This window comes from Sporosarcina sp. P33, from assembly GCF_002077155.1.
In the GTDB taxonomy this organism is placed as follows: Bacteria; Bacillota; Bacilli; order Bacillales_A; family Planococcaceae; genus Sporosarcina.
The window spans coordinates 135,835-159,530 of record NZ_CP015027.1; the positions used below are offsets into that span (position 1 = coordinate 135,835).

Below are 23,696 nucleotides of genomic sequence, written 5' to 3' on the forward strand. Positions count from 1 at the left end.
TTCTTTCGCGTCTATATAGCGGGTGAAAGGAGGTGATACACATGGCAGCTGCACTAGAATTTAAACAGGCGGTAGGGAAGATTCATTTCAACGCCGGCGTGAATGAAAAGGGCAATTTCATCCGCAAAGTAAAAACGTACCGATTTGTACACAACGGGGCAACACCGGCAAACTTGTATACGGCTTTTACTACACTGTCTTCTTTATCAAGCTATCAGACAATCCAGTTCGAGAAGGTTCTGACAGAAGATCTTCATAACTAAACCCGTACAGGAGGAGAAAATGCATGGAAAAAGTATTGGAATTGACATTTTTGACAGCGGACGGCAAGCCCGTAAAATTAACAGTGGACGAACCGCGTGAAGATCTCACAACAGAGCAAGTGGAATCCGCGATGCAGCAAATCATCGCAAGCAATGTATTCATTGTAGAGGAATCACCGCTTGCTGCGATTAAAGGTGCGCGCACATTACTGCGCGAAACACAAACACTCGTCACTCGTTAACGGATACAGCCGGTTTTCAGTCATGTACTGGAAGCCGGCTTTTTTGATTCATAGGAAGGAGGAGTGAACAATGGAACATTGGCTGCAACTCATCCAGGATGTCGGATTTCCGATTTTCGTATCGTTTTATCTGCTGCATCGGCTGGAAGTAAAGCTTGAAGCGATTCATGGCGTTCTCTCGGATATAAAAAACAGGTGACTTCATCGGAACTTCATGATTTCGTCAATGTTTAGCCAAATAGCGGCGGCTCTACGCCTTGTATGGGATGGGAACTTTAGTTATGATAAAGTGACTAGTATAAGGTGGAGGAATCAACTATGCATAAAAAGTTTTTATTACCGCTGACACTGATTTTCGTGCTGATATTGAGTGCATGCGGCGGCAGCTTTAAGCCGGACCATAAATATAAAGTGGATTCATTTGAATTCACCAATCAGCATAACGAAACGGTAACCGATAAAGATTTGGAAGGCTCTGTCTGGCTGGCACAATTTGTCTTTACGAAATGTACGACCGTATGCCCGCCGATGATGAGTAATATGGTTACTTTACAAGAAAAGCTAATTGACAATAAGATTGAGGATTACAATATCGTGTCATTCAGTGTAGACCCGGATGTGGATACACCTGAAGAACTCGCCAAGTATCTGGACATGTTCAGTGCGCCGGATGAAAGCAAGTGGCAGATGCTGACAGGGTATGACATGAAAACGATTGAAAAATTAGCCGCATCTTCGTTTAAACAACTAGTGAAACAGATACCTAACGACGACCAAGTGTTACACGGCGTTTCATTCGGACTTGTCAATCAGCAGAATGAAGTTGTAAAGTTATATGGCGGCAGTAAAGATGTAGATTATGATACAATCGTCAATGATATAAAAGCACTCATCAAAGAAGGCAAGTAATCTACGGAAGGGGTGAGGCAATGAAGAAATTAAAGAAAAAGAGACTCAGTCGATCGGGACGCGTTATGGTCGCTTTTTTGGTTTTATTAGTACCTGTTGCTGTCACACTCTTTACGATTTCCGCCATTCTGTGGGTAAATTTCGGAAAACATGACAAAATAACAGAAACGGCTTCTGCGTTATTCCATATACAGGACCGCAAGACGGGGGAAGCGATACCGCAGGAATTTATTCCTATTTACATCGCGGCCGCTAAGGAGTACGACATCCCATGGACTTTGCTTGCCGCGCATCACCGGATTGAAACACGCTTCTCCACAATGAAGACCGATGTTTCACCGGTTGGGGCAGAAGGTCCAATGCAGTTTATGCCCTGCACATTCGTCGGCTGGGACTATCCCGGCTGTAAAGAGCTCGGCAAAGGCGATATTCCGGAACGCGACAAAATTGATCCGGCCGTAATCGAGCAGTACGGCGGATACGGCGTGGATGCGAACGGTGACGGAATCGCCGATCCATTCGATATAGAAGACGCGATCTTCAGCGCTGCCAATTATTTATCCCAAAGCGGGGCAGCTGACGGGAATATTGAAAAAGCTGTGTTTACCTACAATCACAGCAATCAGTATGTAGAAGATGTCATATGGTATTACAATGAATTTGAAGAACAGCGTCTGCAGTCAGAAAAACGTGCGAAAAAATAAAACGCGGAGTTCACCTAACCGGTGACTCTGCGTTTTTTTATGGATGGTTTTTCATCAAACTGTGGCTGGAAAGGGAGTTAAAAGTGTAATGGGCGGCACCGATGTGCAACATCTCCAAAAGTTGCCGTCACTCATAGGAAAGACATCAGTTGACTGACATTGACTATACAATTTTTACAAAAAAACGTGAAGTTCGCCGTTTTAGCAAACTTCACGTTTTTCCATTTTAAACTTATGATGCTTTGCGCATACTCTTCATAATCAGGCTAACAATAAATACAAGTACGATGGCACCAATTAATGCGGGTACGAAATAGAAGCTGGAAATCTGTGGACCCCATTCGCCCAGCAGTGCGCCACCAATCCATGCACCGACAATACCTGCAATAATGTTACCGATAATACCGCCCGGAATATCTCTGCCTACAATAAGTCCAGCTAACCAACCGATAATACCTCCGATAATCAAGAACCATAAAAAGCTCATGCTGTTCATCTCCTTTTATAATGTGTATGTAGCTCCTGCTTAGTATTTGTATAACCGTCTTTTTAATACATCAAACATTTTTCAATAAAAAAAGTCCAGACAGAATGAGTTCTGCTGAACTTTTGACGGATTTTATTTCGTGATGACCGCTGCGCCGAGTGTATGCTGGAAGTGGGAAAGTGCCCAGTCATGACCCGCCGCGCTGAAGCTTGCGACGCCGCCTTCATGAACGGCGATTGTATAACCGAGATTGTATGCGTCAACCGCAGTATGTAAAATACAAATATCCGTACAGACACCCATAAGATGGATTTCTGTAATGCCGCGGGCACGAAGCTGGATATCGAGATCGGTCCCGGCAAATGCACTGTAACGCGTCTTATCCATCCAGATGATATCGCCGGTATGTGCGGCGCAGAAATTTTGCAGTTTCCCGTACAGGCGGCGGCCTTCCGTCCCTCTGATGTTATGAGGCGGGAACAGTTTGCTTTCCGGGTGATACGGATCATTTTTTTCATGCAGATCATTGATTACGAAGACGGGAAGCTGCTGTTTTACGAAGTCTTCCGTCGTATTTGTAATATACTCTTCCAATGCGATGCCTGGTTCGCCGCAAGTCAGTGCGCCGTCAATCGCTACGAAATCGACTGTGTAATCTATCACGAGTAATGCTTTATTCATCTGGAACATCTCCTTTCTTAGTATTTTGCCACAGCTGCGGCTGATTGACCAGACAAATGTAAAGACATCATAAGGATGAAATAATTCAAAAATACAGGAATCCATAAAAAGATTGTCAGCAGACGCAACAAGAATAAAAGACATAAATTGACACAAACTATAAATTTCATCAGAAAAACTGAAGCTATTTGAGAATCAAGCCGACTAATTGAGAATTCTTAATGATATTTCAATTAGTCATCACATTTTCTTATGTCTGCTTATAATTTATATGTATTTTACTATTGTTCTTTGCTATACTAAGATGGAATAGAGGAAAGATGTGCATTTTTATCTTTCAGTACATAAAGGGAGGAAATCAAATCATGGCAAAAAGCAATTTGCATAATAGCCGTCAGTCTTTCAAAGTAAACGACAAGACGTATAACTACTACCGTTTGAAAGCTTTAGAAGAAGCAGGCATCACAAAAGTCTCAAAACTTCCTTATTCAGTGAGAGTGTTACTAGAATCAGTACTTCGTCAGCATGACGGATACGTGATTAAAGACGATCACGTTGAAGATTTAGCGAAATGGGGCACTGTGCAAAACGCAGATGCTGAAGTTCCATTCAAACCATCACGCGTAATCCTTCAGGACTTCACAGGAGTTCCTGTAGTAGTGGACTTGGCTTCATTGCGTTCTGCAATGAACGAACTGGGCGGAGATCCAAACGAGATCAACCCTGAAATCCCAGTGGATCTTGTAATTGACCACTCCGTACAGGTAGACAGCTATGGTACACAGCAAGCTCTGCAAAAGAACATGGAACTTGAATTCGAACGTAATGCTGAGCGTTACCAGTTCTTGAGCTGGGCACAAAAAGCATACGATAACTACCGTGCAGTACCGCCTGCAACTGGTATCGTTCACCAAGTAAACCTTGAATATCTGGCTAACGTTGTTCATGCGGTTGAAAACGAGGACGGAACATTCGAAACATACCCGGATACATTAGTAGGAACTGACTCCCACACAACAATGATCAACGGGATCGGTGTACTTGGATGGGGCGTTGGCGGTATTGAAGCTGAAGCTGGCATGCTTGGACAGCCTTCATACTTCCCAATTCCAGAAGTTATCGGTGTAAAACTAGTTGGAGATCTTCCGGACGGAACAACTGCAACTGACTTAGCGCTTAAAGTAACTCAAACTCTTCGTGCACAAGGCGTTGTAGGTAAATTCGTTGAGTTCTTCGGCCCTGGTGTTTCTAAATTACCGCTTGCTGACCGTGCAACAATCGCAAACATGGCTCCTGAATACGGTGCTACTTGCGGATTCTTCCCGGTTGACGAAGAATCACTTAACTATATGCGTTTAACAGGCCGCGACGAAGAGCATATTGCGGTAGTTAAGCAATACTTGATCGAAAACGACATGTTCTTCACTCCTGAAAAGGAAGAGCCGACGTTCACTAAAGTTGTAGAAATCAACCTTGGCGATATCGCTGCAAATCTATCAGGCCCTAAACGTCCGCAAGACTTGATTCCATTGACTGAAATGCAACAGTCTTTCAAAGACGCAGTTGTAGCTCCAGAAGGAACACAAGGCTTTGGTCTGACACCAAAAGAGCTTGAGAAAAAAGGTACGATCAAGTTCGAAGACGGACGTAAAGTAGAATTGAAGACTGGTGACGTTGCAATCGCAGCTATCACTTCTTGTACAAACACATCTAACCCATACGTAATGTTGGCGGCTGGATTGGTTGCGAAGAAGGCTGTTGAAAAAGGACTGACACCTCCGCCATACGTTAAAACTTCATTGGCGCCAGGTTCAAAAGTTGTAACTGGCTACTTGAATGATTCTGGTCTGTCTGATTATATGGATAAAATCGGATTCAACACAGTAGGTTACGGATGTACTACATGTATCGGTAACTCCGGTCCATTACTTCCAGAAATCGAAAAAACAATTGGTGACGAAGACCTTCTAGTAACATCTGTCCTTTCAGGTAACCGTAACTTTGAAGGCCGCGTACACCCATTCGTGAAAGCGAACTACTTGGCTTCACCTCCATTGGTTGTAGCATATGCACTGGCTGGAACAGTGAACATTGACTTTGCTAAAGATCCAATCGGACAGGACCAAGACGGTAACGATGTATTCTTCAAAGACATCTGGCCTTCTACTCAAGAAGTAAATGATGTATTGAATGCAACAGTTACACCTGAATTGTTCCGCAAAGAATATGCTCGTGTATTCACAGAAAACGAAGCATGGAACGCAATTGAAACAACAGATGATTCTCTGTACAATTTCGATGAGAGTTCAACATATATCCAAAACCCGCCATTCTTCGAAAATCTTTCGAAAGAACCGGCTGATATTGAGCCGCTTGAAGGCCTGCGTGTAATCGGTAAGTTCGGTGATTCTATCACAACTGACCACATTTCACCTGCCGGAGCTATCGGTTTGAACACACCTGCAGGAATCTACCTGCGTGAAAACGGCGTAGAGCCGCGTAACTTTAACTCTTACGGATCACGTCGCGGTAACCACGAAGTGATGATGCGCGGAACGTTCGCGAATATCCGTATTCGTAACCAGATCGCAGAAGGCACTGAAGGTGGATTCACTACGTACTGGCCAACTAAAGAAGTTATGCCGATCTATGATGCAGCTATGAAGTATCAGCAAGACGGAACTGGCTTAGTAGTACTTGGCGGTAAAGACTACGGAATGGGATCTTCACGTGACTGGGCGGCAAAAGGTACAAACTTGCTTGGCATCAAAACAGTTATCGTAGAAAGCTTCGAGCGTATTCACCGTTCTAACCTAGTGATGATGGGTGTACTTCCACTTCAGTTCATCAATGGTGAAAACGTTGAGTCTCTAGGCTTAACTGGTGAAGAAGAAATCTGTGTGAATATCGCAGAAGGCGTAAAACCGCGTTCAATCCTTAAAGTTACAGCGAAAGCTCCAGACGGCAAGGAAACAGAATTTGAAGTATTGGCTCGTTTCGACTCTGAAGTTGAAGTGGACTACTACCGTCACGGCGGAATCCTTCAAATGGTTCTACGTAATAAATTAGCAGCAAAATAATTATACGCTGATCAGAATGTCCGGCTTAGCCGGGCATTCTTTTTTGATGGCGAGCAAAGGCGGTGCGGCACTCGATCATATGTCCATCGCAAGCGCTCATCGTTCACGGCAAACCTCTCTATAGCGACAGACAAGCGCTCTATGAAGACGCGCAGCTGCTCTATCACAGTCTGCAAGCGATCATACATGCTTCATAGCCGCTCATTGCCCTCCGGCGCCTCCTAGAGTTTGACCTGAAACAAATAAAACTCTTTTCATGAAATGTGTATTTCAAGCAATCCATTTTCCAGTTCGCTATACTAGTTCATGAGGTGATCACATGTTTTCCAGTGAAAAAGAAATTGAGGTCCGTTATGCAGAAACGGATCAGATGGGCGTTGTTTATCACGCCAACTACTTAATTTGGATGGAAATCGGACGTACAACGCTTATTAAAGACCTGGGGTACGAATATGCGCAGCTTGAACGCGACGGCTACCTATCGCCTGTAACGGAGCTGTCTGTGAAATATAAGACGTCGATTACATATGGTGAGACGATTACCGTGAAGACATGGGTAGAATCCCATGGCAAGCTTCGTACAGTCTATGGCTATGAAATTTTGCATGCGGACGGAAGTATTGCAGCAACGGCTGTTTCAGAGCATGTGCTCGTGAAGAAAGACAGTTTCCGGCCCGTTTCATTGCGTAAAATTCATCCGGAGTGGGACGCTGCTTATTTGGAAATTCAGCGGGGGAACAGCTGATGGCATTTGGAATCAACCGGCGGCAATTGCGGGAGTGGAAGAGTGCGGTGAAACGCGGGGAGATTGCTTTTTTGACTCATTACTGGCTTGATGACCGATTTCCGGATATTAATACAGTGACGAAAGTCGGATGCAGCGATATCGGGACACTCGCGGAGTGGGGCAGACAATATGGGTTAAAGCCGGAATGGATTCATGCGCGCGAAGAATATCCGCATTTTGACCTGATGGGGAAACGTCAAGTAGATATTTTGAAGCAGGAGGAGCAATTACACCAATTAACACGATTAAAAAATGGTAAGCATAACTCCCTATAGGAGCTGTGCTTACCATTTCATTTGCGATTACGAAACGCGGTAGTGGAAAGATAACTCTTCGCTTGCCGGATCCGTATCGACATGCAGGTCATGTCCATCAAAAAACCAAAGATCCCGCTCTTCCACATAATAATGAACATCGTTGATGACCTTTTCGGCAACCGGTTCGTCAGGGGTTTCTTTCGTAATTCCGATGGAAAATCCTTCATGCAGAGGACTCGAACCGCCGTAACGCGCGAAAAACTTTACATAATCGCCTGCAGCAGCTTCCATTTCGTTCTCAAACCATTGAACTGCTTGTTCGGAAATATGAATATTCATGCAGCATACATCCTTTCCAGTAGTGACACCTATAACCACTTCACTTTTGGTTCGGTTCCGTTTTTAATACGGGCAATATTGGCGCGATGACGATAGAAAATAAAGAAGCCCATCAGAGAAACCACTAAGAATAAATACAGATCTCCGCCCATCAGGTAGAAAATAAAGCAGTAGGCGGGCCCGAGAACTGAGACGATGATGGACGTCAACGATACCATCTTTGTCAGCTTCAGCGCAATTAAAAACGTAATGATGACAAGTAAGAAAATAGGCCAGTTATAGCCCAGTAAGACACCGCCTGAAGTTGCGACAGCTTTTCCGCCGCGCAGACCCGCGAAAACAGGGAAGATATGCCCGAGCACCGCTACAATGCCGAGTGCCAGCGGATGAATCGTAGTCTCCTGAAAGTACGGCAACAGCGGTAACAGAACAGCTGCCGTTCCTTTAAAGATATCGAGCAGTGTGACGACAATGCCCGCTTTCTTTCCGAGTACCCTGAACGTATTAGTGGCACCCATATTTCCGCTGCCGTGCTGTCTGACATCGGTCTTATAAAATAGCTTGCCGATCCATAGTGCGGAAGGGATCGAACCGAGCAAATAGGCTGTCAGAATGATAATGTAATTTTCCATAGCGAACCCCTTTGTGCAAGATTGACTGTTTGTTTATAAGTGTAGCAGATGCATAAGGGACGGACAATAATAGAATTTCAGCGAATGCGAAAGAGCAGGCGCGAAACCGTTATTCGGATAAATCGTTCCTAACGATGTCACCGTTTCCGCATTGCAATCCTTACATTTCTTCTATACAATAGGTTGAGCTGAAACAAAACGTTGATTTGACAAGGTTTATCAGAAGTTGTATGATGAAAATAAGAGAACATTTGTTTGACGGGGGTTTCATTTTGACGAAACAGAAAATACAAAATACGTATGATGACAGTTCCATTCAAATTTTAGAAGGTCTGCAGGCGGTACGGAAAAGACCGGGAATGTACATCGGTTCTACCGATACGCGAGGCTTGCATCACTTAGTGTATGAAATAGTCGATAACTCAGTGGACGAGGCGCTGGCAGGCTTCGGAAATGAAATCGATGTAACGATCCATAAAGATGGCAGCGTCAGTGTGCGGGATTATGGGCGCGGCATGCCGACGGGCAAGCATGAGTCGGGCAAACCGACGGCAGAAGTTATTTTGACTGTGCTGCACGCAGGCGGTAAATTCGGACAGGGCGGCTATAAAACAAGCGGCGGCCTGCACGGCGTTGGCGCATCTGTTGTCAACGCATTGTCAGAATGGCTTGAAGTGACGATTTACCGGGACGGCAAGAAATTCCTTCAGCGTTTCGAAAATGGGGGTAAGCCGGTTACGACACTTGAAGAGATCGGCAAAACGAAGGAAACAGGCACAGCTATTCATTTCAAACCGGATACGACAATTTTCTCCACAATCAAATATCAATACGACACACTGGCAGAGAGATTGCGTGAGTCTGCTTTTCTGTTGAAAGGTTTAAAGATTACCTTGAAAGAAGAAGGCACAGATAAGCACGATGTCTTCCATTATGAGTCAGGTATTGAAGCGTTTGTTGCGTATTTAAATGAAGAAAAAGAAGTGCTCCATGAGGTGGCGTATCTTGAAGGCGAAAACGATGGCATTGAAGTCGAATTTGCCTTCCAGTTCAGCGACGGCTATGCTGAAACGATACTTTCTTTCGTCAACAACGTACGGACGAAAGACGGCGGGACGCATGAAACCGGTGCGAAAGCTGCGATGACACGTGTGGTGAATGAATATGCACGCAAGTCAGGCTTGCTGAAAGAAAAAGATAAAAATCTCGACGGCGCGGATATTCGTGAAGGGATTGCGGCAATTGTTTCTGTGCGTATACCAGAAGAAATTCTGCAGTTTGAAGGTCAGACAAAAGGAAAACTGGGCACCAGTGAAGCGCGGACAGTGACAGACGCTGTCATATCGCAAAAAATGCTGTATTTCCTTGAAGAAAATGCAGAACTGAGCGCGAATCTCGTGCGTAAAGCAATTCGTGCGCATCAGGCCCGAGAAGCAGCACGTAAGGCGCGGGAAGAAGCACGTTCTGGTAAAAAGCGCAAAAAGTCTGATACACTGCTGTCCGGTAAACTGTCGCCGGCCCAGTCGCGCAATGCAGCGAAGAATGAATTATACCTAGTTGAGGGTGATTCGGCAGGCGGTTCAGCAAAACAAGGACGAGACCGTACGTTCCAGGCCATTTTGCCGCTCCGCGGTAAAGTGATCAATACGGAAAAAGCAAAACTTGAAGATATCATGAAAAATGAAGAAATTAATACAATAATCCATGCGATCGGTGCCGGCGTCGGCGCAGATTTCCAAATTGAAGATGCGGCGTACGACAAAGTCATCATCATGACCGATGCCGATACGGACGGTGCGCATATTCAAGTGCTTCTGCTGACATTCTTCTACCGTTACATGAAGCCGCTGATCGAAGCGGGGAAAGTGTATATTGCACTGCCGCCATTATTCAAAGTGTTTAAAGGCACCGGCAAGAGTGAAAAGCTGGCCTACGCATGGACGGATGATGATCTCGAAGAAGCAATTGAAAAGGTTGGCAAAGGCTATATGCTTCAGCGCTATAAAGGTCTCGGTGAGATGAATGCGGATCAATTATGGGAAACAACGATGGATCCGGCCACGCGCACGCTGATTCGTGTAACGATTGAAGATGGTGCGAAGTCCGAGCGCCGCGTCACAACACTGATGGGTGATAAAGTCGAACCGCGCCGTAAATGGATTGAAGAAAACGTCGATTTCGGCTTGATTGAAGAACATAATATTCTAGACAATGCGTATATACATGTTGAGGGGGATATGGAATGACCCATTCAGAAACTTTTCAAGATCTGCCCTTGGAAGAAGTAATTGGTGACCGTTTTGGGCGTTATAGTAAATATATTATTCAAGACCGTGCGATTCCGGATGCCCGGGACGGATTAAAGCCGGTGCAGCGCCGTATTTTATATGCGATGTTCCACGAAGGCAATACACATGACAAGGCGTTCCGTAAGTCCGCTAAAACGGTCGGTAACGTCATCGGTAACTATCACCCGCACGGTGATACGTCCGTATACGATGCGATGGTGCGGATGAGCCAGTCATGGAAACTGCGCCATGAAATGGTGGATATGCAAGGAAACAACGGATCAATTGACGGAGACTCTGCAGCTGCGATGCGTTATACGGAAGCACGGCTTTCTGCTATCGCGAGTGAAATGCTGCGCGATATCCGTAAAGAAACCGTAGATTTCGCATTTAACTTCGATGATACGGAGCTGGAGCCGACTGTCTTGCCGGGACGTTTTCCGAACTTGCTGGTGAACGGATCCACAGGTATTTCTGCAGGATATGCGACCGACATACCGCCGCACGCACTGCATGAAGTCATCGATGCGGTTCTGATGCGGCTGAAAAAGCCGAATGTCAGTGTAGATGAGCTGATGACGGTCATTCCGGGGCCGGATTTTCCGACAGGGGCTATTATCCAGGGAACGGATGGAATACGCACTGCTTACGAGACAGGCAAAGGGCGTTTCATTATCCGGGCAAAGTGGGATATTGAACAGCTGAAAGCAGGCAAATCACAGATCGTTATTACGGAAATTCCGTATGATGTCAATAAAGCTAACTTAGTGAAGAAAATGGATGAGCTGCGCCATGACCGCCGATTGGACGGCATTGCAGAAATTCGGGATGAATCCGACCGTACCGGACTGCGCATCGTCGTCGAACTGAAGAAAGAAATAGACGGCACAGCCATCATGCAGTATTTATTGAAACATACCGACCTTCAGATTACGTATAATTTCAATATGATTGCAATCGCTGGCAGACGTCCGATGCTCATGTCACTTCCTATGCTGCTCGACGCCTACATCGATCACCAGAAAGATGTCATTACCAGACGTTCTGTATTTGATATCCGAAAGGCAAAGGAACGGCTGCATATCGTAGACGGCCTAATCAAAGCATTATCGATCCTTGATGAAGTCATTAAGACGATCCGTGCGTCAAAAGATAAGAAGGACGCCAAACAAAACTTGGTTAACGCGTTTGACTTCACGGAAGTTCAGTCGGAGGCCATCGTTTCCTTGCAGTTATACCGTCTGACCAATACCGATATTACGGAATTGAAAAAAGAGGAAGAAGAACTGCGCAGTATGATTACAGAATTGGAAGAGATCCTCGCGAGTGAATCCAAATTAAAGTCGGTTTTGGTGAAAGAGATCAAGGCGATCCGCAAGCAATTCGCCGAATCAAGACGTTCAGTAATCGAGGAGAAAATCGAAGAGCTGAAAGTGGATCTGGATATTCTGATACCGAGTGAAGAAGTAATGGTCTCCGTCACAAAAGGCGGATATATTAAGCGCACCAGCATGCGCTCTTATTCGGCGTCGAACGGAAAAGGCCAGGAAATGAGAGAATCGGATTATAATCTGCTTGAATCAGCGATGAACACGCAGCATCACTTGCTGCTGTTCACCTCTCTCGGCAATTATATCTATCAGCCGGTTCACGAGCTGCCGGACATCCGCTGGCGTGATCTGGGTCAGCATATATCCAGTATCGTCGGCATGGAGCCGGGCGAAGAGCTGGTGGACGTCATAGGCCTTGACAAGTTTGATGAAAAACAGAGTATTTTGACCGCTTCATCGAACGGCAATGTAAAAATCTCGAAACTGACGGATTTCCAAGTACAGCGTTTTAACCGTTCATTCAGAGCGATGAATGTTAAAAAAGATGACCGGCTCGTCGGTGCCCGCATAATAACAGGCGAAGAAGATATTTTATTGGTCAGCAGGCAAGCCTATTCGCTGCGGTTTGCATTGTCTGAGCTCGCGGTTACGGGTATTCGCACAGCCGGTGTCAAAGGCATCAACTTAAAGCCTGAAGACGAGCTGGCGGCGTTTGAAGTAATTACACCGCAAACGAAGAATGTCTTTCTGGCCACACAGCGCGGATCAGTAAAGCGAATGAATATATCAGAGTTTGAAGTCAGCTCTAGAGCACTCCGCGGCGTGACGATAGTAAAAGAGCTAAAATCTAACCCACACCGGATTGTTGATATGAAAGCAGTAAGAGACGATGAGGAAATGGTCTTGCTGACTGAAAAGAACGAGAAAATTGAAGTGGATCCAATGGCTTTGAAAAATACCAATCGTCAATCTACAGGCAGCGCCGTAGTTGATGAAGCAAAAAGTGGTAAAGTCATACAAGTTTCCACAATAAAGAAAGAAAGTAAATAAGCTGATCCATGCGGGCTGCCCGGCAAGTGGTTATATGACGACTTGCTGTGGCGGCTCTTTTTTTATGTTTCGGATGTTGTGCAGAAAACAGGACGGGAAATCTCATTTGCACAGGAACGTGCCGCCTTCCCGATGCGTGCATCTGTACCGCTGCTCCTTTTGTGTACTCCAGTGACGCACATATTCAGTGTTAGCTCTATATAAGAACAATAGCCTGTGTAATCCGTTAAAAGAGCGGTGATCTGTCTCCAATGTCGCGGTCATCCCCCGCGAAAGTCGGGTTTGTTTATACCGTTCAGAATATATTGAAAACAAAAAACCTTGTATTGCCAGCGCTTCAGCAAGGCCAATCATTATTTTTCCAGCACTAATAACATTAATTACTTAATCCTTAAAAAATAAAAATAAAAAATAAAACCGTTTGCTATGATTCTATACAAGTTAGACAAAATACAAGCGTCAGAGGTGAAGTGATGATGAAACTGATGAATGAAAAAACTAGATCGAATGCAGAATTGGATCCATTATTCCATCCACGCACGATTGCCGTACTCGGAACTTCGGAAAATACAAATAAAATAGGGTACTTGCAGCTCAAGGCGCTGCTTGACGGCGGATTTACAGGGGATATTTTCCCGATTCATCGCAGTGCCAAGGAAATCGCAGGCTTGACGTGTTATCCAAGTGTTAAGAATGTGCCGGATCAAGTAGATCTTGCCATCCTTTGTGTCGGAATTGATCAAGTGGAGACATGTTTAATTGAATGCGGTGAAAGCGGTGTCAAAGCAGCCATCGTCTTCGCGGCGGGATACTCTGAAATCGGAGAAGCAGGCATAGCTGCACAGGACCGCCTGAAAGAACTGGCTGACACGTACAATATCCGGATTATCGGTCCGAACTGTGTCGGTTTGCTTAACACAACAAACGGCTTAATGGGCACATTCTCACCGGGCTTGACGAATATGCCGCTAAATAAAAAACGGGAAGCAGGCTTCGTAACACAAAGTGGAGCATTTGGTGTACTGACATATATCGCGGCTGCCCAGCAAGGACTGACATTCAACTATTTCGTCAGCGTTGGCAATGAAGTCGATGTGGCTTTTTCCGACGTGATCGAGTATATGCTGCATGATCCGTACACGAAAATTGCGAGCGGATATCTGGAAGGAGAGAAAAATCCGGAGAAGCTGCGGAAGCTTGCGAAGTTTGCCCTTGAAATCAACAAACCGATCGTCATCATGAAATCCGGACGGAGCAGCGCAGGAAGCCGTGCCGCGGCATCACACACAGGTTCATTAGCGGGAGCCGATCAAGTGTATGACGGATTCTTCAAACAAACTGGCATTGTCCGCGCTGATGATTACAATGACATCATTTCTTTCTCAAAACTGTTCATGTCGAATAAAATGCCGGCGGGAAGAAATACCGTAATTGTTACAAGCTCCGGCGGAAGAGGGATCAATGAAGCCGACCGCTGTGAATCATACGGCCTGACTATCCATCCCCTGAGCGACAAAATAAAACAGGCAATTGAAAAAAATATTCCTGGTTATGCAAGCGCTTCCAACCCGATTGATCTGACAGCCGCAGCATCCATCACCCACCCGCAGCTGTTTGTGGAGCCGTTAAAAGTACTGGTCAATGATCCGGAGACAGATATTATCATTTTTTCTGAATTCCCTATGCACTGGGATGAAAACACACCCGAACTGCAGGAATTTGTTGCGCTTTGCGAGAACTCCGATAAGTTCATTCTCGTGACTACGTTCCCGCTTGAAGGCATGTCCGTTCCAAAAGGAGTCCAGTATCTGGAAGACCATGGCATTCCGTTTGTAAGAGGTGATATGGATCCTATCCGCTCGCTGGCAAAGCTGGCAGAGTACAGAGAAGCGTACGATAAAGCTAGAGAACGTAAAACGCAGGCCGAACCGGAGAAAGTCAATAAAACGAACATCCGCCATTTATTCCCGGAAAATCAGACATTAAGTGAATCACAGTCTGCCGCGATTTTGAATGAATATGGAATCCCTACTGCAAGACGCGCACTCGCACAGTCTTCAGCAGAAGCAGTGGCGTGTGCGGAGAGCATTGGATATCCTGTCGTGCTGAAAATCGATTCGCCTGATATTCCCCATAAGACCGAAGTAGACGGCATCCGATTAAACGTAAAAAATGCGGAAGAAGTCAGAAAGGCGTATGAGGAGATCTGTCATAATGCGGCCGCGAACTGTCCGGCAGCCGAAATTCACGGTGTGGCTGTGCAGGAAATGCTGCCAGAAGGCGTAGAGGTCATTGTAGGCGTCACGAATGATCCGACATTCGGCCCGGTTATCATGTTTGGTCTCGGCGGTGTATTCGTGGAAGTGTTTAAGGATGTATCGTTCCGTGTTGCGCCGATCACCAGAGAAGATGCAATCGATAAGATGAAAAGTCTGAAAGGCTATGAGTTATTAAAAGGTGTACGAAATAAAAAGCCGGTCGACCAAGAAGCGATTATCGATGTGCTGCTGAAAGTATCTGAATTGATTCAAGATTACTCTAATGAAATCAAAGAAATTGACATCAATCCGTTAATTGTCTACGAGAAAGGCATTATAGCGGCAGATGCACTAATTATTACAAAGTAATGCGTGGGGAGGATAAAAAATGGACTTGGATCACAGCGTCATTGGTTTAACGAGCGATGAGTATGTGTTTGAAGTAGAAGGCCGGCATGTCGGTCAATTCGTAGCTGCAATCGGAGACGATAATCCGCTCTATACGGACGAAAATTACGCAAAGCAATCAGCGTACGAAGGACTGATCGTGCCGCCGACATTTCCGATTGCGATAAATGACGGAAAGACGGAAATGCCGCTTCATCTCGACCAGCGCAGAATGCTGCACGGCGAGCAGGAATTTCTTTACTACAAGCCGATCCGCATTGGCGACCGGCTGCGTTGCCAGATCAAAGTAAGCGATCTGTATGACAAAGAAGGTAAAAGCGGGAAAATGCAGTTTTTAAAACTTGATACGGAAATGAAAGACGAAACAGGCGATCTGGTTTGTATCAGCCGGATGAATATCGTCTATCGCTCACCGGCGAACTGACAGGAGGGACATCATATGATCAAAGATTGGGTGTTGGAAGAGCTGACTGTAGACCAGAAACTTGAACCGATGGTGAAACCGCCGATTACGAAAGTGCAGCTTGCACAGTATGCAGGGGCTTCCGGAGATTTTAATCCGCTGCACCTGGACGATGAATTCGCGAAGAAAATAGGCATGGATGGTGTCATTGCACACGGCATGCTGATCATGGGCTTCCTTGGCGAATACGTCATGAAGATTGCAGGCAAAGAAGCAAAAGTCTCAGCGATCAAGATGCGTTTTGGCAAAATGACTGTACCGGGCGACGAAATCCGCTGTACGGGTACAGTGGAACGCATATATGAAGAAGACGGCAAGCGGTGCATCGCTCTGGACCTGACAGCCGAGAAGATATCTGGGGGAGCAGTCGGTTCGGGGAGTGCCATTTTACAACTTACGTAAAAGCAATTGGGAAATAGGAGGAATTTATTTATGGGAACTATAAAAGACCGCTATGCCATTGTCGGCGTAGGAGAAAGTGAACGCTCAAGAAAATCGGGAACAACACCTCTTCACTTAGCGCTCGATGCGGCAAATGCAGCGATTAAAGATGCAGGTTTGAAAGCAACAGACATCGACGGATTCATGAACTATAACGAAGGAGACTCCTGTACGTCCCACCAATTGGCGACGTATCTCGGTGTGCGGCCAAAATACGTCAAAGATATCCAGGGCGGCGGAGCAAGCACTGAGATGCTGATTGCAGATGCGGCGGCACTCATTGAGGCGGGCCAGCTGAATACAGTGTTGATCTACCGTTCATTAAACGGCAGTTCCGGCACGCGTGTAGGACGCGGCTATGATCCCGATATGCTTCAAGGTGCTCTTGCAGGCGGAAGTTTCGTGATTCCTTATGGATCGGCGAGCCCGTCCCAGTGGTTTGGAATGTATGCCATGCGTCATATGCATGAAACGGGTACAACAAAAGAACATCTCGGACACGTGTGCTTGAGTTTTTATGAGCATGCACAGCGCAATCCGAAAGCGTTTCTTCACGGCAAGCCGCTGACGATGGAAAACTATCTGGCAACACCGGATATCAGTTCGCCTTTTAACATTCATGATTCCTGCCTGGAGCTGGATGAAGGAAATGCGCTGATCGTAACCTCTGCGGAGAACGCGAAAAACTGTACGTCAAGACCCGTCTATATTATGGGCATGTCGGCAAGACAATGTCATCCGCACGCGCATTATTGGAACGATATTGATCAGGTAGCTTCCGATTACGTGGCGAAAGAGCTGTATGAAAATGCAGGTGTGACTCCGGAAGATATCGACGTTGCCGCCATCTATGACTGTTTCAGCTGGGTAGTGCTGCGCCAGCTGGAAGCGTACGGCTTTGCGAAACGCGGGGAAGCTGGAGAATTTGTTGCACAAGGAAATTTAAAGATGGGCGGCAAATTGCCAACCAATACAGCAGGCGGCATGCTGTCTGAAGGCTATACGCACGGAATGAATAATGCCATCGAAATCGTCAGACAGCTGCGCCATGACTATGAAGGAACTGATCGCCAAGTAGAACACTGCAAGATCGGCATTTGTACCGGCTGGGCCGGTCCGGATATTGCAGGCGCGATGATTTTACGAAACTAGGAGGAATAGTATGACGTACCAAAAACCGATTCCATTGAAAGATCAAGACAACCAAGCGTACTGGGATGCAGCGGACAAGCATGAGCTCGTACTGCAAAAATGTAATGACTGCGGGACGTTTTCGCAGCCGCCCGGCCCGACATGCGCAAATTGCGGAAGTGCAAATGTAGGGTGGGAAAAGATGGGGAATGATGTGCAAGCGACCGTCTATTCTTATGTCGTATCTTATCGTCCATTCCTGCCCGGCTTCCAGGATGAACTGCCAACAATTATTGCGTTGGCGCAGCTGGACCGTGTGCCGGAAGTGAAGATCATGGGGAATATTCTGAATTGCGATGAACAAGATGTGCAGATTGGCATGCCGGTTCAAATGACGTGGGTTGATATTACAGAAGACCGCGCGTTGCCGCAATGGCAGCCTGTTACGAACTGATCGACAGACGCGGAAGAAAGGATGATGAATCATGGATTTCACATTTACAAAAAAGGAAGAGAAATTCAGAACCGAACTGCGGACGTGGCTTGAAGAAAACCTCCCGGAAGGATGGCTGGAAGGCAAGCGAGACTTACCGGAAGATATCGAAGAATATTCACGTGTATTGCGTGATTGGCAAAATAAATTGTACGAGGGCGGATGGGCAGCCATCGCCTGGCCAAAAGAATATGGCGGACGGGATGCCAGCCTGATGGAAGAGATTATTTATCATCAGGAGATGGTCAGAGTCAAAGCACCGCCGCTGATTAACTACATAGGTATCCATATGGTGGGTCCTACGTTAATCGATATGGGTACGGACGAGCAAAAAGAGAAATACTTGAAGAAAATCCTTACAGGTGAAGAAATATGGTGTCAGGGCTATTCAGAGCCTAACGCCGGATCCGACTTGACGGCCATCAAAACACGTGCTGTGAAAGACGGAGACCGCTGGCTGATCAACGGACAAAAAGTCTGGACGAGCTTCGGTCATGTGGCGGATAAATGCTTCCTGCTGACCAGAACGAGCAATCATCCGGAAAAGAAGCACCGCGGCATCACAGTATTCTTGATAGATATGGACCAGCCGGGAGTAGAAACACTGCCCATTGTCCAAATGGATGGACATAAAGAATTTAACGAAGTGTATTTGACGGATGCGGAAGCGACCGACGCAGATATCGTCGGCCAGCTGGATTCAGGATGGCACGTATTAATTGCGCTCATGCTGCATGAACGTACGGGAATTGGTGCGGAGCTGTTCACGCTCGAACAGCAGTTTAACGATACAGTCAAAATGTCTCAGCAATACAAAATTAACGGACGGCCATTAATTCAGGATCCGATGATCAGACAGAAGATGGCGGGCTTCTACGCGCGTATTCGCGGATCACTGCTGAATTATTACAGAAACCTGACAACTACGTTAAAGAATGGGCGGCCCGGTCCGGAAAGTTCGATCGATAAGCTGGTTGTCAGTGAGCTCAACAAAGAATTGTCTTCATTTGCGGTAGAGATCCAAGGGCACCATGGTGTGCTGTGGGATCAGGATGCACCGGCCGATTCTAAGTGGCAAAGTTTATTCCTGGCTTCATTCGGTCAAACGATTGGCGGAGGAACTAGTGAAGTGCAGCGGAACACAATCGGAGAGAGAGTGCTTGGACTGCCCAAAGACATGGGACGTTAATAAACGGGGGGATGCAAAATGGATTTTTCACTGACTGAAGATCAAGAAATGTTCCGCGGACATATCCGGAAAATGCTGGATACGTTCGGCGGTACGCAAGTGGCACGCGAAATGATCGAAAACAAACCGGAAAATTTGAAGAAACTTTATCATACATTGGCGGAACTTGGGTGTATGGCCATCAATATTCCAGAGGAGTATGGCGGACTGGATCTCGAATCTCTTGACTTAGTTCCAACGTACGAAGAACTCGGACGGTCTCTCGTTCCCGGATTGTTCATGGAAACGAATGCGCTCGCAGTGCCAATACTGAAGAAATACGGGACAGACGCACAAAAGCAAAACTATTTGTCTGCTGTTGCGGCGGGGGAAACACATATCTCCTTTGCGGCACTTGAGCCGTTCCATGACTTTTCTCCGCAAGGGATTCAATGTACTTTGCAGCAAAAAGATGGGCAGTACGTATTGAACGGCACAAAAATTCTCGTGCCTGAAGCAGAACTCGCAGAGGCATTCCTGCTGCTGGTCCGGACGAGCGGCGATCAGGAAGACGGTTTGGCGCTTGTGCTGATCGATAAGACAGATGAACTGTCAATAACAAAACAGGCGTCTTTTGATGAAGCGAAGCACGTGGCGAAACTAGACTTTACCGATTATACGATTACGGAAGAGCAAATCGTAGGCGAAGCGGATAAGGGCTGGGCTAATTTGCAGGAAGGTCTGCTGTATTTCAACGCAGCTCTCAGTTCGTATATGGTCGGCGCGATGGAGAGTGTGGTCAGCATGGCGGCGGACTATGCAAATATCCGTGAGCAGTTCGGTCAGAAAATCGGACGATTCCAGGCAATCAAACACAGTATTGTAGATATGAAAGTGCATTTGGAAATTGCCCGGTCCTTAAGTTATTACGCAAACTGGGTGGCAGACACCGATGAAGCAGACCGGGAAGCTGCGGTATACAGTGCACGTACGTACACAACGGAGAAATTCATCGAAGCATCTGCCCAAAACATTCAAATTCATGGCGGAATCGGATTCACGGAAGAAATCGATTGCCATTTATATGTAAAACGCGCACGCTATTATGATCAATATCTGGGTTCAACCCCTTTCTATCAGGAAAAAGTAGTCGCGTCACTGGGCTGGTAATCAGAAGGAGGAGAGTATATGACGAATGTAACCGAGAGATCCAAAGTGAAGACCTATGGCAATGTCGTTAACGGCAAGACGATGCAAGCGCAAGACGGCGCTGTGACAAACAGTATCGATCCGTCCACCGGGAAAGTGTGGGCCATGATTCCTTCCAGTAAAAAAGAAGATGCGGAGATGGTGATCCAGGCAGCACGCGGGGCGTTTGCAGACTGGGCGGATCTGCCGGCCCGTACACGCGGTGACTATATGCGTAAGATTGGGGATATGATTCCCGAGTATGCTGCGGAATTGCTGGAACTGGAAACACGAAATAATGGCTGGGTGCTTGATGAGTATGGCTATTTAGCGGAAGTATTGAAGCAAATTTGGTATGACGCGGCAGGTGCGGCATCATTAGTCGGTTCTCAGGGCCGTACTGTCCAGATGGGTGCGGGTGATTTCGGATTTACAGCACGCAAGCCTTACGGAGTGGCGGTCTTAATCCTGCCCTGGAACGCACCGCTGTTTACATTCACCATTAAGGCAGCCTATGCGCTCGCGGCGGGCAATACGGTCGTTATTAAACCATCTGAAAGTGCGGCAGTCGGTTCGCTGCGGTACGGCGAACTAATTTCACAAATTCTGCCGCCGGGTGTGCTCAATGTCATTTCAGGTGCTGGCAGAGAAATTGGAGATTACCTGGTAGGTCACAAAGAAGTAAATAAGGTAAGTTTGACAGGTTCAAAAGCGACAGCGGAACGCATCACGAAAGCGACCGCCCATTCACCGAAGTCATTAATTTTTGAACTCGGCGGCAAGTCCCCGAATATCGTCTTTGAAGACGCAAATATTGATCAGGCAGTATACGGTCTGATTCATGGAATCTTCACTCGCAACTCCGGACAGTTATGTGTGGCGGGCTCGCGTATGCTTATCCAGCGCAGCATTTATGATGAAGTGATCGGACGGCTGAAGGATTTAATGACAGATAGTGAATTCGTTAAGCACGGCGATATACTAAACACGAATAACACGATGGGGCCCATCGCCAATGAATCACAGTATAAGTCTGTTTGCTCTTACATTGATGAGGCATCACACGAGGGCTATGAAATAGTGTTCGGCGGAAAATACGGCGGAAACGAAGTGTTGCCTGGCCAGCCGGAATTTGCTGACGGCTACTGGGTTCAGCCTACACTTGTAAAGGTGGCGGATAACAGTATGAAACTGGCCCGTGAAGAAATCTTTGGGCCTGTGGCGGTCGCTATTCCGTTTGATACGGAAGAAGAAGCTGTGCAAATCGCAAATGACACGAATTTCGGTCTGGCAGCGGGTGTATGGACACAAAACCTTGGTTTGGCTCACCGAATGATCGATAAGCTGCAGGCCGGCAATGTATGGGTCAACACGTACGCTAGAGTAGGAGCGGATTTGCCGTTCAGCGGAATGAAGGAAAGCGGCTATGGAACAGATTCAATCCTCGATTATACACAGGAAAAAGCCTGTGTCATCAATATCGGCTGATGGGCCGGACATGATCTGCGGCAAGAGTGTTCCGGGTGCAAATATACCTGAAACATCTTCTGCAGATCTTCACTGTAGACCCTGACTAAATACAGCATAATGAATAAAGCTTTCAAACTATTACATGATCGATAAAGGGAGGCCATTTTATGAGTGAAGCGGCATGGAAGGATCAGTCGATTACTAGAGGTTTTTTATTCATCAGTTTTGGAGCGTTCTTTATTATGTTCAGTTTAGCAACTCATCTCCCCGCATATCCGCATATGATTGCAGAATTTAATCTGGCACCGGGTTATGCGGTGTGGATGCAGCTGGGGCTGGCTGTCGGGCTGACGGGTTTCCAGCCGCTGCTCGGATGGATCGGGGATTCGTTCGGAATAAAAATTGTCCTAATGATCGGCGGAGTGTTTATGATCATCGGTTCCTTGCTGGTGGCTTTCTCATTTTCTTTTTGGGTGCTCGTGCTCGGTTTGTTCTTTAAAGGAATTTCCGGAGCGGCGATTGCGCCATCAGGATTTGCTTATGCAGGGAAGTACATGGTCGGAACACAGCGCGGAAAAGCTATGGGGACATTTGCCGCATTCATCACTATTGGTTCGGTATTCGGTCCGGTATTGAGCGGAATGATTGTCGATGCGGTCAACTGGCAAGCAAGCTTCCTGTTCACTGCGCTGCTGGGCGGCGTAGGGATCGCATTATTCACTTTTGTCCCGCACGTGAAAGTGCAGGCACGTCAAAAATTGGATGTGCTCGGTCTAATTTTCGTCCTTCTTCTGTTAGTGAGTCTGTTGACAATTCCGACATTCATCAATAGCTATGGTATTGAATCAGGAATGTGGATCCCGTCACTGCTTGTTTTTGCTGCTGCATTACTGATTCTGGTCTTTGTAGAGAAAAAGCAAAAAGCCCCGCTGCTTGATATGGAGTATGTCGTCAATCGGAACTTCTGGGCACCTACAATGATTGCTGTGTTTATATTCCTTGGATATACAGGTGTAATGTACTTATTGACATTCTTCGTACAGAACGTCCAGGGCAAGGCGGCCACTACGGTAGGTTTTCTGCAGATGGCAGTTTTCCTCGGTACATCGGCTGCGGCTTATGTAAGCGGCAGGATCATCAAAAAATTGTCTGCACGTCTCGTGATCGGTTTCGGTATTCTCATCTTCGCTTCGGGAATCATCATGCTGAATTTCGTTACCCTAACGACATCATTTGCGTATCTGTTCATCTCAATGAGTTTCGTCGGGATTGGGGTCGGATTCCAAACGCCTGTTGTCAAGGGGCTGATCGTTTCTAAAGCTTCAGTGGAACGGATGAATGTGGTGACTTTTACGAATACGGTTATTGAAAACCTTGCACAGAGAATGGGCGCATCGTTTGCCTTGGTTGCTTTCTCCATATTTAGTGCAAGCGGCAACAATGTGGCGGCCGTAGTGAATACATCTTGGGTGATCATCGGTTTCATCATCATTGCATTACTGCTCTTACCATTGATTCCGCGGGCGATCCCCGGCATTCATACAAGTGAAGAAGATTTACTCGATACCCGTGTAGTTCCGAAACCATTGAAAGCAGAGGGGATAAAATAAATTTCGCTGTAACGTA

Annotated in this window: 23 protein-coding genes; 19 read left to right on the plus strand and 4 right to left on the minus strand. The window is 46.4% G+C overall.

Annotated features, from left to right (window positions below; all coding sequences use genetic code 11):
- Positions 1-41 precede the first annotated feature (41 nt).
- The 5 genes from SporoP33_RS00685 to SporoP33_RS00705 all read left to right on the plus strand — a co-directional run bounded on the left by SporoP33_RS00685 (position 42) and on the right by SporoP33_RS00705 (position 2,118).
- On the plus strand, positions 42-263 hold the full coding sequence (locus tag SporoP33_RS00685) for a DUF1659 domain-containing protein (protein ID WP_081241955.1): 222 nt from the start codon (positions 42-44) through the stop codon (positions 261-263).
- A 23-nt stretch (positions 264-286) separates the two neighbouring features.
- Entirely contained in the window at positions 287-505 is a 219-nt protein-coding gene (locus tag SporoP33_RS00690; RefSeq protein ID WP_081241956.1) for a DUF2922 domain-containing protein, read from the plus strand.
- A gap of 70 nt (positions 506-575) precedes the next feature.
- A complete protein-coding gene (locus SporoP33_RS00695) occupies positions 576-704 on the plus strand; it encodes a YvrJ family protein (protein WP_081241957.1) in 129 nt (42 codons plus the stop codon).
- A 119-nt stretch (positions 705-823) separates the two neighbouring features.
- Entirely contained in the window at positions 824-1,414 is a 591-nt protein-coding gene (locus SporoP33_RS00700; RefSeq protein ID WP_081241958.1) for an SCO family protein, read from the plus strand.
- A gap of 20 nt (positions 1,415-1,434) precedes the next feature.
- Positions 1,435-2,118, plus strand: coding sequence for a lytic transglycosylase domain-containing protein (locus tag SporoP33_RS00705; protein WP_081241959.1), 684 nt, complete (start codon positions 1,435-1,437; stop codon positions 2,116-2,118).
- 232 nt (positions 2,119-2,350) lie between these two features.
- On the opposite strand, the gene SporoP33_RS00710 is transcribed toward SporoP33_RS00705, so the two are convergent.
- The gene (locus tag SporoP33_RS00710; RefSeq protein WP_081241960.1) at positions 2,351-2,605 is read right to left on the minus strand and encodes a GlsB/YeaQ/YmgE family stress response membrane protein; all 255 of its coding nucleotides are present in this window, start codon (positions 2,603-2,605) and stop codon (positions 2,351-2,353) included.
- A 132-nt stretch (positions 2,606-2,737) separates the two neighbouring features.
- Positions 2,738-3,286, minus strand: a complete 549-nt coding sequence (locus SporoP33_RS00715; protein ID WP_081241961.1) for a cysteine hydrolase family protein — start codon at positions 3,284-3,286, stop codon at positions 2,738-2,740.
- A 365-nt stretch (positions 3,287-3,651) separates the two neighbouring features.
- Between SporoP33_RS00715 and acnA the strand changes: the two genes are divergently transcribed.
- The 3 genes from acnA (at position 3,652) to SporoP33_RS00730 (ending at position 7,428) form a co-directional block, all read left to right on the plus strand.
- Positions 3,652-6,366 carry an aconitate hydratase AcnA gene (acnA, locus tag SporoP33_RS00720; protein WP_081241962.1) on the plus strand — a complete coding sequence of 905 codons (2,715 nt, stop codon included), beginning with the start codon at positions 3,652-3,654 and terminating at the stop codon, positions 6,364-6,366.
- A 319-nt stretch (positions 6,367-6,685) separates the two neighbouring features.
- On the plus strand, positions 6,686-7,111 hold the full coding sequence (locus SporoP33_RS00725; protein ID WP_081241963.1) for an acyl-CoA thioesterase: 426 nt from the start codon (positions 6,686-6,688) through the stop codon (positions 7,109-7,111).
- Complete coding sequence (locus tag SporoP33_RS00730; protein ID WP_081241964.1) at positions 7,111-7,428, plus strand: hypothetical protein; 318 nt, start codon at positions 7,111-7,113, stop codon at positions 7,426-7,428. The genes SporoP33_RS00725 and SporoP33_RS00730 overlap by 1 nt, the downstream gene beginning before the upstream one ends.
- 27 nt (positions 7,429-7,455) lie before the next feature.
- Here the strand turns inward: SporoP33_RS00730 and SporoP33_RS00735 are convergent, their stop codons facing one another.
- Positions 7,456-7,749 carry a HesB/YadR/YfhF family protein gene (locus tag SporoP33_RS00735; RefSeq protein WP_081241965.1) on the minus strand — a complete coding sequence of 98 codons (294 nt, stop codon included), beginning with the start codon at positions 7,747-7,749 and terminating at the stop codon, positions 7,456-7,458.
- A gap of 29 nt (positions 7,750-7,778) precedes the next feature.
- Positions 7,779-8,381: a glycerol-3-phosphate 1-O-acyltransferase PlsY gene (gene plsY / locus SporoP33_RS00740; RefSeq protein WP_081241966.1), complete on the minus strand. Its 603-nt coding sequence runs from the start codon at positions 8,379-8,381 to the stop codon at positions 7,779-7,781.
- Positions 8,382-8,611: 230 nt separating this feature from the next.
- Here plsY and parE point away from each other — a divergent pair, with 230 nt between their 5' ends.
- The 11 genes from parE (at position 8,612) to SporoP33_RS00795 (ending at position 23,680) form a co-directional block, all read left to right on the plus strand.
- Complete coding sequence (parE, locus tag SporoP33_RS00745; protein WP_231293270.1) at positions 8,612-10,627, plus strand: DNA topoisomerase IV subunit B; 2,016 nt, start codon at positions 8,612-8,614, stop codon at positions 10,625-10,627.
- Positions 10,624-13,050, plus strand: a complete 2,427-nt coding sequence (parC, locus tag SporoP33_RS00750) for a DNA topoisomerase IV subunit A (RefSeq protein WP_081241967.1) — start codon at positions 10,624-10,626, stop codon at positions 13,048-13,050. Before parE ends, parC begins: the two co-directional genes overlap by 4 nt.
- A gap of 476 nt (positions 13,051-13,526) precedes the next feature.
- Positions 13,527-15,677 (plus strand): acetate--CoA ligase family protein, encoded by a 2,151-nt coding sequence (locus SporoP33_RS00755; RefSeq protein WP_369821946.1) that lies wholly within the window; start codon positions 13,527-13,529, stop codon positions 15,675-15,677.
- A gap of 19 nt (positions 15,678-15,696) precedes the next feature.
- A complete protein-coding gene (locus SporoP33_RS00760; RefSeq protein ID WP_081241968.1) occupies positions 15,697-16,140 on the plus strand; it encodes an FAS1-like dehydratase domain-containing protein in 444 nt (147 codons plus the stop codon).
- Between the two features lie 15 nt (positions 16,141-16,155).
- Entirely contained in the window at positions 16,156-16,581 is a 426-nt protein-coding gene (locus SporoP33_RS00765; protein WP_081241969.1) for a MaoC/PaaZ C-terminal domain-containing protein, read from the plus strand.
- Between the two features lie 30 nt (positions 16,582-16,611).
- Positions 16,612-17,772, plus strand: coding sequence for a thiolase C-terminal domain-containing protein (locus SporoP33_RS00770; RefSeq protein ID WP_081241970.1), 1,161 nt, complete (start codon positions 16,612-16,614; stop codon positions 17,770-17,772).
- Between the two features lie 10 nt (positions 17,773-17,782).
- On the plus strand, positions 17,783-18,205 hold the full coding sequence (locus SporoP33_RS00775; RefSeq protein WP_081241971.1) for a Zn-ribbon domain-containing OB-fold protein: 423 nt from the start codon (positions 17,783-17,785) through the stop codon (positions 18,203-18,205).
- 31 nt (positions 18,206-18,236) lie between these two features.
- Positions 18,237-19,433 (plus strand): acyl-CoA dehydrogenase family protein, encoded by a 1,197-nt coding sequence (locus tag SporoP33_RS00780; RefSeq protein WP_081241972.1) that lies wholly within the window; start codon positions 18,237-18,239, stop codon positions 19,431-19,433.
- Between the two features lie 18 nt (positions 19,434-19,451).
- Complete coding sequence (locus tag SporoP33_RS00785) at positions 19,452-20,582, plus strand: acyl-CoA dehydrogenase family protein (RefSeq protein WP_081241973.1); 1,131 nt, start codon at positions 19,452-19,454, stop codon at positions 20,580-20,582.
- Between the two features lie 18 nt (positions 20,583-20,600).
- Positions 20,601-22,088: an aldehyde dehydrogenase family protein gene (locus tag SporoP33_RS00790; RefSeq protein WP_081241974.1), complete on the plus strand. Its 1,488-nt coding sequence runs from the start codon at positions 20,601-20,603 to the stop codon at positions 22,086-22,088.
- A gap of 149 nt (positions 22,089-22,237) precedes the next feature.
- Positions 22,238-23,680, plus strand: a complete 1,443-nt coding sequence (locus tag SporoP33_RS00795; protein ID WP_081241975.1) for an MFS transporter — start codon at positions 22,238-22,240, stop codon at positions 23,678-23,680.
- Positions 23,681-23,696: the final 16 nt, after the last annotated feature.

What these genes read in the sequence shown, in the direction of transcription:
- SporoP33_RS00685 (WP_081241955.1), top strand. Translation starts at nt 42, where the DNA reads ATGGCAGCTGCACTAGAATTTAAACAGGCGGTAGGGAAGATTCATTTC.
- SporoP33_RS00690 (WP_081241956.1), top strand. Translation starts at nt 287, where the DNA reads ATGGAAAAAGTATTGGAATTGACATTTTTGACAGCGGACGGCAAGCCC.
- SporoP33_RS00695 (WP_081241957.1), top strand. Translation starts at nt 576, where the DNA reads ATGGAACATTGGCTGCAACTCATCCAGGATGTCGGATTTCCGATTTTC.
- SporoP33_RS00700 (WP_081241958.1), top strand. Translation starts at nt 824, where the DNA reads ATGCATAAAAAGTTTTTATTACCGCTGACACTGATTTTCGTGCTGATA.
- SporoP33_RS00705 (WP_081241959.1), top strand. Translation starts at nt 1,435, where the DNA reads ATGAAGAAATTAAAGAAAAAGAGACTCAGTCGATCGGGACGCGTTATG.
- SporoP33_RS00710 (WP_081241960.1), bottom strand. Translation starts at nt 2,605, where the DNA reads ATGAGCTTTTTATGGTTCTTGATTATCGGAGGTATTATCGGTTGGTTA.
- SporoP33_RS00715 (WP_081241961.1), bottom strand. Translation starts at nt 3,286, where the DNA reads ATGAATAAAGCATTACTCGTGATAGATTACACAGTCGATTTCGTAGCG.
- acnA (WP_081241962.1), top strand. Translation starts at nt 3,652, where the DNA reads ATGGCAAAAAGCAATTTGCATAATAGCCGTCAGTCTTTCAAAGTAAAC.
- SporoP33_RS00725 (WP_081241963.1), top strand. Translation starts at nt 6,686, where the DNA reads ATGTTTTCCAGTGAAAAAGAAATTGAGGTCCGTTATGCAGAAACGGAT.
- SporoP33_RS00730 (WP_081241964.1), top strand. Translation starts at nt 7,111, where the DNA reads ATGGCATTTGGAATCAACCGGCGGCAATTGCGGGAGTGGAAGAGTGCG.
- SporoP33_RS00735 (WP_081241965.1), bottom strand. Translation starts at nt 7,749, where the DNA reads ATGAATATTCATATTTCCGAACAAGCAGTTCAATGGTTTGAGAACGAA.
- plsY (WP_081241966.1), bottom strand. Translation starts at nt 8,381, where the DNA reads ATGGAAAATTACATTATCATTCTGACAGCCTATTTGCTCGGTTCGATC.
- parE (WP_231293270.1), top strand. Translation starts at nt 8,612, where the DNA reads ATGATGAAAATAAGAGAACATTTGTTTGACGGGGGTTTCATTTTGACG.
- parC (WP_081241967.1), top strand. Translation starts at nt 10,624, where the DNA reads ATGACCCATTCAGAAACTTTTCAAGATCTGCCCTTGGAAGAAGTAATT.
- SporoP33_RS00755 (WP_369821946.1), top strand. Translation starts at nt 13,527, where the DNA reads ATGAAACTGATGAATGAAAAAACTAGATCGAATGCAGAATTGGATCCA.
- SporoP33_RS00760 (WP_081241968.1), top strand. Translation starts at nt 15,697, where the DNA reads ATGGACTTGGATCACAGCGTCATTGGTTTAACGAGCGATGAGTATGTG.
- SporoP33_RS00765 (WP_081241969.1), top strand. Translation starts at nt 16,156, where the DNA reads ATGATCAAAGATTGGGTGTTGGAAGAGCTGACTGTAGACCAGAAACTT.
- SporoP33_RS00770 (WP_081241970.1), top strand. Translation starts at nt 16,612, where the DNA reads ATGGGAACTATAAAAGACCGCTATGCCATTGTCGGCGTAGGAGAAAGT.
- SporoP33_RS00775 (WP_081241971.1), top strand. Translation starts at nt 17,783, where the DNA reads ATGACGTACCAAAAACCGATTCCATTGAAAGATCAAGACAACCAAGCG.
- SporoP33_RS00780 (WP_081241972.1), top strand. Translation starts at nt 18,237, where the DNA reads ATGGATTTCACATTTACAAAAAAGGAAGAGAAATTCAGAACCGAACTG.
- SporoP33_RS00785 (WP_081241973.1), top strand. Translation starts at nt 19,452, where the DNA reads ATGGATTTTTCACTGACTGAAGATCAAGAAATGTTCCGCGGACATATC.
- SporoP33_RS00790 (WP_081241974.1), top strand. Translation starts at nt 20,601, where the DNA reads ATGACGAATGTAACCGAGAGATCCAAAGTGAAGACCTATGGCAATGTC.
- SporoP33_RS00795 (WP_081241975.1), top strand. Translation starts at nt 22,238, where the DNA reads ATGAGTGAAGCGGCATGGAAGGATCAGTCGATTACTAGAGGTTTTTTA.